The following is a 15,160-nucleotide window of genomic DNA, read 5'->3' as shown; positions in this document are numbered from 1 at the left end:
TTTGGTCCCGTGACCGGCGGACCTGGTGGCCCGACCGTCTTCGACCCGTACACCCTGCCGTCCGACGACAACGTCAACGCCTACACCTTCTGCGTGGAGCTCAAGGGGAGCCAGTGGTTCCTGCAGAAGGGCAAGATGATCGCCTACTACGGGCGCATCGAGTTCAACGGCATCGGCCACGGCCGGTTCGACCGGCTGCTGCGCACCAGCTTCCACTCCCCGCTGCACGCGAGCGACTGGGTGGTGGCCGAGGGCCAGGGCAAGATGCTGCTCGCCGACCGGGCCTTCGACGTGAACTCGTACGACCTGGACAACGGCAACCTGACCATCCGGTCGGGCAACCTGCTCGCCTACCAGCCCACGCTCGCGCTCAAGCAGTCGATCGTGCCGGGCTTCCTCACCCTGATCGGGACCGGCAAGTTCGTGGCGGCCTCCAACGGGCCGGTGGTGTTCATGGAGCCGCCGCTGCGCGTGGACCCGCAGGCGCTCGTCGGGTGGGCGGACTGCCCCTCCCCCTGCCACCATTACGACCACAAGTACATGTCGGGCGTGATCGGCGGCCTGCGCTCGCTGACGGGCATCGGGGGCTCCTCGGGCGAGGAGCACCAGTTCGAGTTCGTCGGCGCGGGTACGGTGCTGCTCCAGTCCTCGGAGATGCTGATGGCGGAGCAGGCGGTCGGGACCGTGGGCGCCGGCGCGGCCACGGGCAACGCCCAGGGCGTGCCCGGACAGGGTCCGCTGGGCCAGAGCGGCGTACCGCGGATGCCGGGGCAGCTCGGTGATCTCCAGAGGCGCTTCGGGCTGTAGCGCTGTAGCTGTAGCTGTAGCTGTAGCTGTAGCTGTAGCTGTAGGAAACCTCTCACTCCGCCGCATTTTTGTACGTAATTCAACTTCTTAGGTAGAGTTCTTTCATGGAGACCATCGAGACCGAGACGGCCACCCCCTGGCTGAACGACGCCGAGCAGTGCGCCTGGCGCACCCACCTGGACGTCAGCAGACTGCTGTCGCACCAGCTGGAAAAGGACCTCCAGCCGTTCGGGCTCACCAACAACGACTACGAGATCCTCGTGAACCTCTCCGAATCCGAGGAACACCGGATGCGGATGAGCGATCTCGCGACGTCCACCCTGCAGTCCAAGAGCCGGCTCTCCCACCAGATCACCCGCATGGAAACGGCGGGCCTCGTCCGCCGCGTGAACTGCGAGTCCGACCGCCGCGGGCTCTACGCCGTCCTCACCCCCGAGGGCATGGAGACGATGCGCAAGGTCGCCCCGCACCACGTGGCGTCCGTCCGCCGGCACTTCATCGACCTGCTCGACCCGGACGCCATCGCCGCGCTGCGCGCCGCGCTCGGACCGGTCGCCGAGCACCTGCGCGCGGGCCGCGGCAAGGCCTGAGCCCCGAGCGGCGCTCCTCGGCCGCAGGCCGGAGAATGGGCGGTAACGCTCGCTCGCCGGCCGCCGCCGAGCAACCGTAAGCGCCATGGCCGGCCTGAGGAGGTCACGCCATGAAGCGCACCCTGTACGTCTCGTCGGCCGCGGCCGCCGCGGTCCTGCTGGTCGCAGGGCCGGTGGCGGCCGCCGCCGCGTCCACGGCCGAAGCGGCCACCGGCCGCCTCTCCGCGCCCCTGCGCGCCGCGGTCGATGCCGAGGGGGCCGCCGCGGCGGCCCTCAAGAGCCATCCCGGAGTCATCGAGTCCCTCGACAAGGACGGCCCGGTCTGGCACGTGAACGTGATCGGCAAGGACGGCGGCACCGACACGGAGCTGCTCGTCACCGCGGCCACGGGAGCGGTCACCGTCGAGAACACGGACCAGAACGACGAGGACGGGGACGAGGACGCCGCCCTGGTCGCCGCGAAGGTCACCGCCCAGCAGGCCATGAAGGCCGCGGTCGCGGCCCATCCCGGCCAGGTCTGGTCGGTGCAGTGGGACGACGATGACGACAACAACAACACGACCTACTGGGACGTGGAGGTCAAGTCCGGCGGCAGCACCACGAACGTCCACGTGGACCCCACGTCCGGCAAGGCCACCGTCTCCCACTCGGACAGCGACAACGACGACAACGGCTAGGACCCGGCCCGGCCCCACGCGTACGGAAGCCGCACCCCGTGGACGGGGTGCGGCTTCCGTATGTGGTCAGTCCGCACGGTCAGGCGTTGGGACGCTTTCCGTGGTTGGCCTTCTTCTTCTTGCGGGCTCGCTTCTTGTTGCCGCGCTTCGCCATGAAACCTCCCTGCGTTGGGGCATTCCGGGCGTTCGCCAGTCTATGACCGGCCCCCGGGCTCCGCATCCGGTTCCGTCGGTTCCGCGGATTCCTCCGCTTCCTCCGCTTCCGCCGCTTCCGCCGATTCCGTCAGGGTCGCGAGCAGCGCGTCCGAGGCCGCGTACGGATCCAGCTCGCCCGCCGCCACCCGCCCGGCCAGGGCCTCCAGGTGGGTGTCGCCGTGCACGTCGGCCAGCCGGGCCCGCAACGCGGTGATCGCGATCGTCTCCACCTCGCGCGCGGCCCGGGCCGTACGCCGCTGCGCCAGCACCCCGCGCTCGTCCATCCACGCCCGGTGCTTCTCCAGCGCCTCGACCAGCTCGTCGATGCCCGTACCGCGCGCCGCGACCGTCTTGACGATCGGCGGCCGCCAGTCGCCCTTGCCCCGGGACTCCCCCAGGCTCAGCATGTGGTTCAGCTCCCGGGCGGTGGCGTCCGCGCCGTCCCGGTCGGCCTTGTTCACCACGTAGACGTCGCCGATCTCCAGGATGCCCGCCTTCGCGGCCTGGATCCCGTCGCCCATCCCGGGGGCCAGCAGCACCACCGAGGTGTCGGCCTGCGCCGCGATCTCCACCTCCGACTGCCCGACCCCCACGGTCTCGACCAGGATCACCTCGCAGCCGGCCGCGTCCAGCACCCGGATCGCCTGCGGGGCGGCCCAGGCGAGTCCGCCCAGGTGGCCGCGGGTGGCCATGGAGCGGATGTACACCCCCGGGTCGGAGGCGTGGTCCGACATCCGCACCCGGTCGCCGAGCAGCGCGCCCCCGCTGAACGGCGAGGACGGGTCGACGGCCAGGACGCCGACCCGCTTGCCCGCCTCCCGGTACGCGGAGACCAGCGCCGAGGTCGTCGTGGACTTGCCGACTCCCGGGGAGCCGGTGAGGCCCACCACGTACGCGTTGCCCGTGAGCGGCGCCAGCGCCGCCATCACCTCGCGCAGCTGCGGGGACGCCCCCTCGACCAGCGAGATCAGCCGGGCGACCGCTCGCGGCCTGCCCTCACGGGCCTGGGCCACCAGCTGGGGGACGTCCACCGCCGTCATTCTTGCTGCGCTCCTTCGTTCTCGCGGGTCCCGCGGGTCTCGCACGGGATACGGCTACGGCTACGGGTGCGGGCGGCCGGACGGCCGCCCCTCCCCCTACGGGACGCGGACGATCAGGGCGTCGCCCTGGCCGCCGCCGCCGCACAGGGCGGCCGCGCCGACCCCGCCGCCGCGGCGCTTGAGCTCCAGCGCCAGGTGCAGCACCACGCGGGCGCCGGACATGCCGATCGGGTGGCCCAGGGCGATGGCGCCACCGTTGACGTTCACCTTTTCCGGGGTCACGCCCAGGTCCTTCATTGACTGCACCGCGACCGCCGCGAAGGCCTCGTTGATCTCGATGAGGTCGAGGTCCTCGACGCCGAGGCCCTCCTTCTTCAGGGCGTGCAGGATCGCGTTGGAGGGCTGCGACTGGAGCGAGTTGTCCGGGCCCGCCACATTGCCGTGGGCGCCGATCTCGGCGAGCCACTCCAGGCCCAGCTCCTCGGCCTTGGCCTTGCTCATCACGACCACGGCGGCGGCGCCGTCGCTGATCTGCGAGGAGGTGCCGGCGGTGATGGTGCCGTCCTTCGCGAAGGCCGGACGCAGCTTGCCGAGGGACTCGACCGTGGTCTCGGCCCGGATGCCCTCGTCCTGCGAGAACACCACCGGCTCGCCCTTGCGCTGCGGGATCTCGACCGGGGTGATCTCGGCCTCGAAGACGCCGTTCTTCTGCGCGGCGGCGGCGCGCTGGTGGGAGGTGGCCGCGAACGCGTCCTGCGGGGCCCGCTCGATGCCGAGGCGGGTGTTGTGCGTCTCGGTGGACAGGCCCATCGGGATGTCCTCGAAGGCGTCGGTGAGACCGTCGTACGCCATGGCGTCGAGCATCTCGATGGCGCCGTACTTGAAGCCCTCGCGGGACTTCGGCAGCAGGTGCGGGGCGTTGGTCATGGACTCCTGACCGCCCGCGACCACGATGTCGAACTCCCCGGCGCGGATGAGCTGGTCGGCCAGGGCGATGGCGTCGAGACCCGAGAGGCACACCTTGTTGATGGTGAGCGCGGGGACGTTCATGGGGATCCCGGCCTTGACGGCGGCCTGGCGGGCCGGGATCTGGCCCGCGCCGGCCTGGAGCACCTGGCCCATGATCACGTACTGGACCTGGTCGCCGGAGATCCCGGCCCGCTCCAGCGCGGACTTGATGGCGAAGCCGCCGAGGTCGGCACCCGAGAAGGACTTCAGCGAGCCGAGCAGTCGCCCCATGGGCGTGCGGGCCCCGGCGACGATCACTGACGTGGTGTTGTTCGTTCCGGACATGGAGCACAGCCCCTTGAAGATGAGGAGTGAACGAGGGTTTACCCGAATGTACTGAGCGGTACCCGTGCCGTCACCGGCGCGTCAGTGTGATCGCGCGCACGTTGCGTAACCGGCTCCGGTAGCGCTGCACTGTGTCCATGCTGACAAGAATCGACCACATCGGGATCGCCTGCTTCGACCTGGACAAGACGGTTGAGTTCTACCGTGCCACGTACGGCTTCGAGGTGTTCCACTCCGAGGTCAACGAGGAGCAGGGCGTCCGCGAGGCCATGCTCAAGATCAACGAGACCTCCGACGGCGGAGCCTCCTACCTCCAGCTCCTGGAGCCCACCCGCGAAGACTCCGCGGTCGGCAAGTGGCTGGCCAAGAACGGCGAGGGCGTCCACCACATCGCCTTCGGCACCGAGGACGTCCAGGGCGACTCGGAGGCCATCCGCGGCAAGGGCGTCCGCGTCCTCTACGACCAGCCCCGCACCGGCTCGATGGGCTCCTCGATCACCTTCCTGCACCCCAAGGACTGCCACGGCGTCCTCACCGAACTGGTCACGAGCAGCCCCGAGCACTGATGTCCCGTTTCCCCGGCCGGTAGAGTGGCTTTGGCTCGGCCGGGGTTCGGTGCGGAGACGGGGTCGGGGCCTGTATCGCCCGACCCGGAATCTGACACCATTCCCCGGGGGCGTCGTTCAGCGGGCGGACGGTGCTCGTTTGGGATCGGGCTTGCGACCAGGGGACGGATGGGACCGCGCTGTGCGGGGCTACGAAAGCCAGGAGAGCCATCAGGCCGAGGCCGACCATCTCTCGCGCTTCGAAGCCGAGATGGAGCGGCTGAAGAAGGAACGCGGGAAGGCCGTCCAGCACGCCGATGACCTGGGGTACCAGGTCGAGGTGCTGCGCGCCAAGCTCCACGAGGTACGCCGCAATCTGGCGTCCCGCCCCGCCTACGACGGCGCGGACATGGGCTACCAGGCGGAGCAGCTGCTCCGCAATGCCCAGATCCAGGCCGACCAGATGCGTTCCGACGCCGAGCGCGAACTGCGCGACGTACGGGCGCAGACCCAGCGCATCCTCCAGGAGCACGCCGAGCACCAGGCGCGCCTCCAGGCCGAACTGCACGCCGAGGCCGTCAACCGCCGCCAGCGCCTGGACCAGGAGCTGAGCGAGCGCCGCCAGACGGTGGAAGCCCACGTCAACGAGAACGTGGCCTGGGCCGAGCAGTTGCGCGCCCGCACCGAATCGCAGGCCCGCCGGCTCATGGACGAGTCCCGCGTCGAGGCCGAGCAGACCCTGAACGCCGCCCGCGCCGAGGCCGCCCGGGTCGCCTCCGAGGCCACCCGCCGGCTCGCCTCCGAGAACGAATCCTCCCGCGCCGAAGCCGAGTCGACGCTGCTGCGCGCCCGCAAGGAGGCCGAGCGGCTGCTGACCGCCGCCTCCGCGCAGGCCCAGGAGGCCACCGAGCACGCGGAGCGGCTGCGCTCCACCACCTCCGCCGAGGCCGAGCAGACCCGCCGCCAGACGATGGACCTGGGCCGGGTCGCCGAGCAGCGCACCCAGGAGGCCGAAGGGGCCCTGCGCGAGGCGCGCGCCGCCGCGGAGAAGCTGCTCGCGGAGGCCAAGGAGAGCGCCGCACGGCAGCTCGCCTCGGCGGAATCCGTCAACGAGCAGCGCACGCGTACGGCCAAGGAGCAGGTGGCCCGCCTGGTCGGCCAGGCCAACAAGGAGGCCGAGACCCTCAAGGCCGAGGCCGAGCAGGCGCTCGCCGATGCCCGAGCGCAGACCGAGCGGCTGCGCGCGGAGGCCGGCGAGCAGGCCCGTACCGCGGCGGCCGAGGACACGGCGGCCCAGCTGGCGAAGGCGGCCCGCACCGCCGAGGAGGTCCTGAACAAGGCCTCGGAGGACGCCCGCGCCACCACCCGGGCGGCGTCCGAGGAGGCCGAGCGGATCCGCGGCGAGGCCGAGGCGGAGGCCGAGCGGCTGCGCGCCCAGGCCGCGGCCACGGCCGACGAGCTCAAGGGCGCCGCGAAGGACGACACGGAGGAGTACCGGGCCCGTACGGTCGAGCTCCAGGAGGAGGCCCGCCGGCTGCGCGGCGAGGCCGAGCAGCTGCGCGCCGAGGCCGTCGCCGAGGGCGAGCGGATCCGCGGCGAGGCCCGCCGCGAGGCCGTCCAGCAGATCGAGGAGGCGGCCCGCACCGCCGAGGAGCTGCTGGGCAAGTCCCGGGCCGACGCCGACGAGGTGCGCTCCGGAGCCAACGCCGAGAGCGAGCGGGTCCGCGGCGAAGCCGTCGAGCGGGCCACCACCCTGCGCAGGCAGGCCGAGGAGACCCTGGAGCGGACCCGCGCCGAAGCCGAGCGGCTGCGCGCGGAGGCCGAGGAAGAGGCCGAGTCGGTACGGGCCGAGGCGGACGCCGCGGCGGCCGTACGGCGCGAGGAGACCGAGCGGGCGCTGGCGGCGAAGCGGGCGGAGGCCGACGAGGAGCTCGTCCGGCTGCACACCGACGCCGAGGGACGCCTGACGACGGCCGAGCAGACGCTGCGCGACGCCCGGGCCGCCGCCGAGAACATCCGCAAGGAGACCACCGAGGAGAGCGACCGGCTCCGCGCGGAGTCCGCGGAGCGGATCCGCACGCTGCAGGCGCAGTCCGAGGCGGAGGCCGGCCAGCTGCGCACCGAAGCCGCCGAGGACGCCGGCCGGGTCCGCGCGGAGGCCGAGCAGACCGCGGTGCGGCTGACCGGCGAGGCCGAGGCGGAGGCGGAGCGGCTGCGCTCCGAGGCGCAGGAGACCGCGAACCGGCTGCGCGCGGAGGCCAAGGCCGCCGCCGAGCGGGTCGCGCAGGAGGCTGCCGAGGCGCTGGCCGCCGCGCAGGACGAGGCCGCCCGGCGCCGCCGGGAGTCCGAGGAGACCCTGGCGTCGGCCCGTACGGACGCGGAGAGCGAGCGGGCGCAGGCCCGGGAGGAGAGCGAGGAGCTCCTCGCCCAGGCCCGCAAGCGTTCCGAGGAGGCCACGGCCGAGGCGGTCTGGCTCACCGAGGAGGCCGAGCGGCGCGCGTCCGAGGTGGTCGCGGCGGCCGAGGCCACCGCCCAGCAGGTGCGCGATGCCGTGGCCGGGCTGCACGAGCAGGCCGAGGAAGAGGTCGCGGGACTGCGCAGCGCGGCGGAGCACTCCGCGGAGCGCACGAAGACGGAGGCCGAGGAAGAGGCCGGCCGGGTCCGCGCCGACGCGTACGCGGAGCGGGAGCGGGCCACCGAGGACGCCAACCGGGTCCGCAGCGAGGCGCGCACCGAGACGGACGCGGCGAAGGAGCTGGCCGCGCGCACGGTCGGCGACGCGATCGCCGAGGCCGAGCAGCTGCGCACGGACACGGCGGAGTACGCCCAGCGGGTGCGCACGGAGGCCACCGACGCGCTGGCCGCCTCCGAGCGTGACGCGGCCCGTACGAAGGCCGACGCCCGGGACGACGCCAACCGGATCCGCGGCGAGGCCGCGGAGGCCCTGGAGGCCGCACGCACCGAGGGCGGCCGGATCGTCGCGGAGGCCACGGCCGAGGCCGAGCGCCGCACCGAGGAGACCCGCGCGGCCAACGAGGCCACGGTCGGCGAGGCCCAGGCGGAGGCGGACCGGCTCACGGCCGAGGCCGAGGCCGCGGCGGAGGCGACCCGTACCGAGGCCGCGGGCACGCTGGACGAGGCCCGTTCCGAGGCGAACCGGCTGCGCACGGAGGCCGCCGAGCAGGCGGACCACCTGATCACCGGGGCGGCTGCGGAGGCCGAGCGGCTCACCGAGGAGACCCGCGCGGCCAACGCGCTGACCGTCGGCGAGGCGGAGGCCGCGGCCGAGGCGCTGCGCGCCGAGGCGGCCGCCGCCCTGGACGGGGCGAAGGCGAAGGCGGAGCAGCTCACGGCGCAGGCCGCGCAGACGCTGGCCGGGGCCGAGCGGGACGCGACGGGGATCCTCGTCGACGCGCGCACCGAGGGCGACCGGCTCGTCGAGGAGACGCGCACGGCCAACGAGGCCACCGTCGGCGAGGCCGCGGCCGAGGCCGACCGGCTGCGGGCCGAGGCGGCGCGCACCCTGGACGACGCCCGCGCGGAGGGCGGCCGGATCATCGGCGAGGCCACCGCGGAGGCGGACCGGGTCACGGTCGCGGCGAACGAGACCCTGGCGGGCGCCGAGCGGGAGTCCGAGCGGACCCTGGACGAGGCGCGCGCCGAGGCGGGCCGGATCCGTACCGAGGCCGCCGAGCAGGCGGACCACCTGGTCGGCGAGGCCGTCGCGGAGGCGGACCGGCTCACCGAGCAGACCCGCAAGGACACCGAGCGCACGGTCGGCGAGGCGGCGAACGAGGCCGAGCGGCTGCGCGCGGAGGCTTCCGAGGCGCTGTCCTCGGCGCAGGAGCACGCGACCCGTACCCGGTCCGAGGCCGAGCGGGTCAAGGCCGAGGCCGCGACCGAGGCGGAGCGGATCCGGGGCGAGGCGCGCACCGAGTCGGAGCGGGTGCTGGACGAGGCCCGCGAAGAGGCCAACAAGCGCCGCAGCGAGGCTGCGAGCCAGGTCGACCGGCTCATCACGGAGGCCTCCTCGGAGGCCGAGAAGCTCACCGGGGACGCGCAGAAGCAGGCTCTGGCCGCCACGACGGCGGCCGAGGAGCAGGCGGACGCGATGGTCGACGCGGCGCGCAAGGAAGCGGCGCGGATCTCCTCGGAGGCGACCGTGGAGGGCAACTCCCTGGTGGAGAAGGCCCGTACGGACGCCGACGAACTGCTGGTCGGGGCGCGCAGCGACGCGGCGGCCATAAGGGATCGGGCGGAGGAGCTGCGCGGCCGCGTCGAGGCGGAGGTCGAGGAGCTGCACGAGCGGGCCCGCCGCGAGTCGGCCGAGCAGATGAAGTCGGCCGGCGAGCGCGTGGACAAGCTGGTGCGGGCGGCGACCGAGCAGAGCGTCGAGGCCGATGCGAAGGCCAAGGAGCTGGTGTCGGACGCGAGCAGCGAGGCGAGCAAGGTCCGCATCGCGGCGGTGCGCAAGGCGGAGGCGCTGCTCAAGGAGGCCGAGCAGAAGAAGGCCGAGCTGGTCCGGGTCGCCGAGGGCGCTCTCGCGGAGGCGAAGGCGGAGGCCGAGCGGCTCGTCGAGGAGGGCCGGCGCGAGCTGGAGGTCCTCGTGCGCAGGCGCGAGGACATTCAGGCGGAGATCTCCCGTGTCCAGGACGTTCTTGAGGCGTTGGAATCATTCGAGGCGCCTTCGGCCGGCGCGAAGCCCGGGGTCGGCGGCCAGGGCGCGGGGGGCGTGAAGGCCGGTGCGACAGCGGGTTCCACTCGTTCGGGTGGCAAGACGTCAGAGGGCTAGTCAGCGTGCTCGACGCTGTGCTCCTGATGGAGGTTCAGGCGAACGAGTGACAAGCATTCTGTCGCCTTGCCACTCAAAAGGGGTGTCATTGTCCAGATCAAACGCGGATTGACTCGATGACACGCCGTCTTGGCGCCTAGGATTCCCCTTAACACCTAACACCCCGCGTAGCACCTCATCGGTCTCATTCGACAGGAACCCCATGAGCGACACATCCTCCCCCTTCGGCTTCGAGCTCGTGCGGCGTGGTTACGACCGCGGTCAGGTGGACGACCGCATCACCAAGCTGGTCTCCGACCGTGACAGCGCCCTCGGACGTATCAACTCTCTGGAAAAGCGGATCGAGGAGTTGCACCTCGAGACGCAGAACGCCCAGGCTCAGGTGAGCGACGCCGAGCCGTCGTACGCCGGTCTCGGCGCCCGGGTCGAGAAGATCCTGCGCCTGGCCGAGGAGGAGGCGAAGGACCTCCGTGAGGAGGCCCGTCGCGCGGCCGAGCAGCACCGCGAGCTCGCCGAGTCGGCCGCCCAGCAGGTGCGCAACGACGCCGAGTCGTTCGCCGCCGACCGGAAGTCGACCGCCGAGGACGAGGGCGTCCGGATCGTCGAGAAGGCCAAGGGCGACGCTTCCACCCTGCGCACCGAGGCCCAGAAGGACGCCGCCTCCAAGCGCGAGGAGGCCGACGCGCTCTTCGAGGAGACCCGCGCCAAGGCCGCCCAGGCCGCCGCGGACTTCGAGACCAACCTGGCCAAGCGCCGCGAGCAGTCCGAGCGCGACCTGGCCGGCCGTCAGGCCAAGGCCGAAAAGCGTCTCGCGGAGATCGAGCACCGCGCGGAGCAGCTGCGCCTGGAGGCCGAGAAGCTCCGTACGGACGCCGAGCGCCGCGCCCGCCAGACCGTGGAGACCGCGCAGCGCCAGGCCGAGGACATCGTGGCCGACGCGAACGCCAAGGCCGACCGGATCCGCAGCGAGTCCGAGCGCGAGCTGGCGGCGCTCACCAACCGCCGCGACTCGATCAATGCGCAGCTCACCAACGTCCGCGAGATGCTGGCGACGCTGACGGGTGCGGCGGTCGCCGCCGCGTCCGCGCCGATCGACGACGAGCCGGTCACCCGCGGCGTTCCGGCGCAGCAGAGCCGCTAGTCACCATTCGCAGTCGCAGTCGCAGTCGCCGGATGGTTGCCGGAAGGCGACAATCCGCTTCGACACCGAGGGCCCTTCGTCACCCGTGAGAGGTGGCGTAGGGCCCTCGGGCGTTCTAGCGTGGCGGAATGATCGAGCTTGAGGGCCTTACGAAACGATTCGGCGCGAAGACCGCCGTGAACAACCTCAGCTTCCAGGTCAAACCGGGGGTGATCACCGGCTTCCTCGGCCCCAACGGGGCGGGGAAGTCCACGACCATGCGCATGATGCTCGACCTCGACAATCCGACCAGCGGTACGGTCCGGATCGACGGGAAGCACTACCGGGACCTGCCGGAGCCACTGAAGTACATCGGGGCACTGCTGGACGCGAAGGCGATGCACGGCGGCCGCAGCGCGTACAACAACCTGCTCTGCCTCGCCCAGGCCAACAGCATTCCGCAGAGCCGGGTCGGCGAGGTGCTCGACCTGGTCGGACTGACGGCCGTGGGAAAGAAGAAGCCGAAGGGGTTCTCCCTGGGCATGGGCCAGCGCCTCGGCATCGCCGCCGCACTGCTCGGCGATCCGGAGATCCTTATGTTCGACGAGCCCGTCAATGGTCTGGACCCGGAGGGAATTCTCTGGATCCGCAATCTCATGAAGGGTCTCGCGGCGGAAGGCCGGACGATCTTCGTCTCTTCCCATCTCATGAGCGAAATGGCGCTCACCGCCGAACATTTGATCGTGATCGGACAGGGACGGCTGCTGGCCGACACGTCGATGGCGGATTTCATCCAGCAGAACTCGCGCAGTTACGTGCGGGTCCGTTCTCCGCAGCAGGAACGGCTGAAGGACGTCCTGCACGCGGAAGGGATCGACGCCATCAGCGTTCCGGCCACCGGGACGCTGGAGATCGACGGCGTGGGTTCGGAGCGGCTCGGCGAACTGGCCGCCCAACACCAGATCGTCCTGCACGAGCTCAGCCCGCAACGGGCTTCACTGGAAGAAGCGTTCATGCGCATGACGGCGGACTCCGTCGAGTACCACGCCCACGCTCCGGGAACCCTGGGGTCCCCGGGCATGTCCCCCGACAATCCGGCCCGGCCGGCCGACGTCCCCGCCTGGGGCGCCGGCTTCGAGGCGACCCGCAAGGACGGCAAGTAACCATGTCCTATCCTGCCGTCCTCCGATCCGAGTGGACCAAGATCCGCACCGTCGCCTCCACCAGCTGGACGCTCGCCCTGGTCTTCCTCGTCACCGTCGGGTTCGCCGCCCTGTTCGCCGCGACCTACGACACGAGTAACACCGAGCTGGCCTTCGACCCGACCGCGATGAGTTTCAGCTCGCTGCAGTTCGGACAGCTGGCCATGATCGTCTTCGGCGTGATGGTCGTCAGCACCGAATACAGCACGGGCATGATCCGCACTTCGCTGGCCGCGGTGCCCAACCGCGCAAGCTTCCTGCTCGGCAAGATGGCCGTGGCCACGGCGCTGGCCCTGGCCGTCGGACTGCTGACCAGCTTCGTATCGTTCTTCCTCACCCAGGCACTCCTCGGCGACTTCGGCATCGGCCTCGGCGAGGAGAACGTTCTCCGCGCCGTGGTCGGCGCCGGCGTGTACATGGCACTGCTCGCCCTGTTCTGCATGGGTGTGGCGACCATGCTGCGCAGCTCCGTCGCCTCGATCAGCCTCCTGATCCCGTTCTTCCTGATCGTCTCGAACCTGCTCGCGGGCTTCGAGGCGACCCGGTCGGTCGGCCAGTACCTGCCCAGCAACGCCGGATCCAGGATCATGCTGGTCGTGCCCAACGCCTTCGGGAACCCGGAAACCCCCTACGGCCCCTGGGCCGGCCTCGGGATCATGCTCCTGTGGGTGGCCGCCTCGGTCATCGGCGGCTACCTCGTCCTCAAGAAGAGGGACGCCTGACGTACTACGGGGGATCCCCGGGTCGCATCTCAGGGGTAGCTCAGGGTCCGGGACGACGTGGAACCGCAAGGGACTGGATATCCTCTTAACCCTTACGCGGGCGACAGTCGTCCCGGCCTGGCAAGGGGCAGCAAGATGATCGAGGCAGTCGGCCTGACCAAGCGCTTCGGCGCGAAGACCGCTGTCGACGACCTTTCCTTCCAGGTCAAGCCAGGTCACGTGACGGGATTCCTGGGGCCCAACGGCTCCGGGAAGTCCACCACGATGCGCATGATCGTCGGCCTGGACCGCCCCACCGCCGGCCGGGTCACGATCAACGGCGTGCCCTTCCGCGAGCTCCCGAACGCCCAGCGGCACGTCGGGGCCCTGCTCGACGCCAAGGCCGTCCACGGCGGCCGCCGGGCCCGCACCCACCTGCTGTCGATCGCCCAGCTCTCCGGGATCCCCGAGAAGCGGGTGGACGAGGTGCTGGGCGTCGTGGGCCTGCAGGACGTGGCCCGGCAGCGCGCCAAGGGCTTCTCGCTCGGCATGGGCCAGCGGCTCGGCATCGCGACCGCCCTGCTCGGCGACCCCCAGGTGCTGCTCTTCGACGAGCCGGTCAACGGCCTCGACCCCGAGGGCATCCTCTGGGTCCGCAATCTGATGCGCCGGCTCGCCTCCGAGGGCCGCACCGTCTTCGTCTCCTCCCACCTCATGAGCGAGATGGCGCTGACCGCCGACCACCTGATCGTGATCGGCCGGGGCCGGCTGCTGGCCGACATGGGCACCCAGGAGTTCATCACCCACAATTCGGCCGGATTCGCCCGGGTCCGCACGGCCGACACCGACCCGGGTGGCTGGGACACCCTCGGTTCCGTCCTCACCAAGGCGGGCGGCCGGGTCCTGCGGGAGCCCGACGGGGCGCTGCGGGTGACCGGGCTGGAGCTGCCGCAGATCTCCGACCTCGCGCACGCGGCCGGCGTACGGCTGTGGGAGCTGTCGCCGCACCGGGCCTCGCTGGAGGAGGCGTACATGCGGATGACCCAGTCCTCCGTCGAGTACACCTCCACCGAGGACCCGCGCGCCGAGCTCTGGGAGCCCGAACCGCTGAGCGTCCCGAAGTGGGAGGAAGAGGAAGAGGAGGCGGCCGAGGCCCTCCAGGTCCCACAGGCGGGCTTCTTCGCGCCCCCGCCGCCCGGCACCGGCGCCAAGCCCTTCCTGATGCCCACCAGCCCCGGTGAGCTCGCCGGGCCCGTGACGGAGCCCGGGGCCGAGCCCGGGACCGCGCACTCCCCCGACCCCGTGCGCACCCCCGCGCAGAAGCCCGAGGACACCCGATGACCGCCCCGACGACCGCGACCGCCGGGCAGCGAGGCCCGGCGGGCAACACCTCGCCGCTGCCGACCCCCCGGCCGCACCTGGGGCACGCGCTGGCCTCGGAGTGGACGAAGCTGATCTCGGTGCGCTCCACGATGTGGACGCTCGGCTCGCTGGTGCTGCTCGTCGTCGGCATCGGCGGCACGGTCATCGTGCAGACCAGCTCCCTGGACTACGAGCAGATGCCGTTCATCGCCCCCGCCCTGTTCGGGCTGCTGGTCGGCCAGCTCGCGGTGATGGTGCTCGGGGTGCTGACGATCACTTCCGAGTACGGCACCGGACTGGTCCGCACCACCTTCACGGCGGCCCCCGACCGGTACCGGGTGCTCACCGCGAAGTACCTCGTCTTCGGCATCACCGCGTTCCTCATCACGGCCGGGTCGGTCTGCCTGGTGGGGCTGGCCGCGTCGATCCTGCGCGACGGCCCCGGCGCCGGGCCGCACCCGCCTTCCGAGTGGGCCTCCGGAATCGTCGGCAGCCTCTACGTCACCCTGCTCGGCGTACTGGCCCTGGCGGTCGGGGCGCTGGTGCGGCACTCGGCGGGGGCGATCGCCGTGATGCTCGGCGTCGTCACGCTGCCGCCGGTGATAGGGGCGGTGCTCAGCATCTGGGAGGCCGTCGCCCCGGTCGGCCGGACCCTGCTCCAGTACAACGCGCCGGTGGCGATGATGGAGCTGTTCGGCATGCCGACCAGCGGGTCGGACCCGGCGGCCGGCGAGATGGTGATCCCGGGCAGCCTGAGCCACATGGTGCTGATCCTCGTGGTGACGGGCGCCGCGGTGGTCGGCTCGTACGTGGTGGTCGGCCGCCGGGACGTCTAG

13 protein-coding genes are annotated in these 15,160 nt (G+C 71.8%); 10 read left to right on the top strand and 3 right to left on the bottom strand.

The annotated features are described in order from the left end of the window. Window positions 1-9: 9 nt before the first annotated feature. From ACODT5_RS45675 to ACODT5_RS45665, 3 genes are all read left to right on the top strand, one after another. Window positions 10-807 carry an AIM24 family protein gene (locus ACODT5_RS45675; protein ID WP_422524758.1) on the top strand — a complete coding sequence of 266 codons (798 nt, stop codon included), beginning with the start codon at window positions 10-12 and terminating at the stop codon, window positions 805-807. Window positions 808-920: 113 nt separating this feature from the next. Beyond that, window positions 921-1,397, top strand: coding sequence for a MarR family winged helix-turn-helix transcriptional regulator (locus ACODT5_RS45670; protein ID WP_422525255.1), 477 nt, complete (start codon window positions 921-923; stop codon window positions 1,395-1,397). Between the two features lie 110 nt (window positions 1,398-1,507). Next, window positions 1,508-2,074 (top strand): PepSY domain-containing protein, encoded by a 567-nt coding sequence (locus ACODT5_RS45665; RefSeq protein WP_422524757.1) that lies wholly within the window; start codon window positions 1,508-1,510, stop codon window positions 2,072-2,074. 79 nt (window positions 2,075-2,153) lie between these two features. Here ACODT5_RS45665 and ACODT5_RS45660 read toward each other — a convergent pair whose 3' ends face one another. The 3 genes from ACODT5_RS45660 to ACODT5_RS45650 form a co-directional block, all read right to left on the bottom strand. Continuing rightward, complete coding sequence (locus tag ACODT5_RS45660) at window positions 2,154-2,228, bottom strand: 50S ribosomal protein bL37 (RefSeq protein WP_099895366.1); 75 nt, start codon at window positions 2,226-2,228, stop codon at window positions 2,154-2,156. Window positions 2,229-2,268: 40 nt separating this feature from the next. After that, window positions 2,269-3,309: a methylmalonyl Co-A mutase-associated GTPase MeaB gene (gene meaB, locus ACODT5_RS45655; RefSeq protein WP_422524756.1), complete on the bottom strand. Its 1,041-nt coding sequence runs from the start codon at window positions 3,307-3,309 to the stop codon at window positions 2,269-2,271. A gap of 96 nt (window positions 3,310-3,405) precedes the next feature. Beyond that, complete coding sequence (locus ACODT5_RS45650) at window positions 3,406-4,602, bottom strand: acetyl-CoA C-acetyltransferase (RefSeq protein ID WP_422524755.1); 1,197 nt, start codon at window positions 4,600-4,602, stop codon at window positions 3,406-3,408. Window positions 4,603-4,739: 137 nt separating this feature from the next. On the opposite strand from ACODT5_RS45650, the gene mce reads away from it, so the two are divergent. From mce to ACODT5_RS45615, 7 genes are all read left to right on the top strand, one after another. Beyond that, entirely contained in the window at window positions 4,740-5,168 is a 429-nt protein-coding gene (mce, locus tag ACODT5_RS45645) for a methylmalonyl-CoA epimerase (protein ID WP_073773050.1), read from the top strand. A gap of 181 nt (window positions 5,169-5,349) precedes the next feature. Beyond that, complete coding sequence (scy, locus tag ACODT5_RS45640) at window positions 5,350-9,939, top strand: polarized growth protein Scy (RefSeq protein WP_422524754.1); 4,590 nt, start codon at window positions 5,350-5,352, stop codon at window positions 9,937-9,939. Between the two features lie 202 nt (window positions 9,940-10,141). Then, a complete protein-coding gene (locus ACODT5_RS45635; RefSeq protein WP_422524753.1) occupies window positions 10,142-11,080 on the top strand; it encodes a coiled-coil domain-containing protein in 939 nt (312 codons plus the stop codon). 128 nt (window positions 11,081-11,208) lie between these two features. Beyond that, entirely contained in the window at window positions 11,209-12,222 is a 1,014-nt protein-coding gene (locus ACODT5_RS45630) for an ABC transporter ATP-binding protein (protein ID WP_422524752.1), read from the top strand. 2 nt (window positions 12,223-12,224) lie between these two features. Next, window positions 12,225-12,983 carry an ABC transporter permease gene (locus ACODT5_RS45625; protein ID WP_422524751.1) on the top strand — a complete coding sequence of 253 codons (759 nt, stop codon included), beginning with the start codon at window positions 12,225-12,227 and terminating at the stop codon, window positions 12,981-12,983. Between the two features lie 135 nt (window positions 12,984-13,118). Then, window positions 13,119-14,303, top strand: a complete 1,185-nt coding sequence (locus ACODT5_RS45620; RefSeq protein WP_422524750.1) for an ABC transporter ATP-binding protein — start codon at window positions 13,119-13,121, stop codon at window positions 14,301-14,303. Beyond that, complete coding sequence (locus ACODT5_RS45615) at window positions 14,300-15,160, top strand: ABC transporter permease (protein ID WP_422524749.1); 861 nt, start codon at window positions 14,300-14,302, stop codon at window positions 15,158-15,160. Before ACODT5_RS45620 ends, ACODT5_RS45615 begins: the two co-directional genes overlap by 4 nt.

Source organism: Streptomyces tatrensis, assembly GCF_049310065.1.
Classification (GTDB): domain Bacteria; phylum Actinomycetota; class Actinomycetes; order Streptomycetales; family Streptomycetaceae; genus Streptomyces.
The sequence above is the reverse complement of the archived record's forward strand: the minus strand, read 5'-3'. Positions and strand labels throughout refer to the sequence as shown.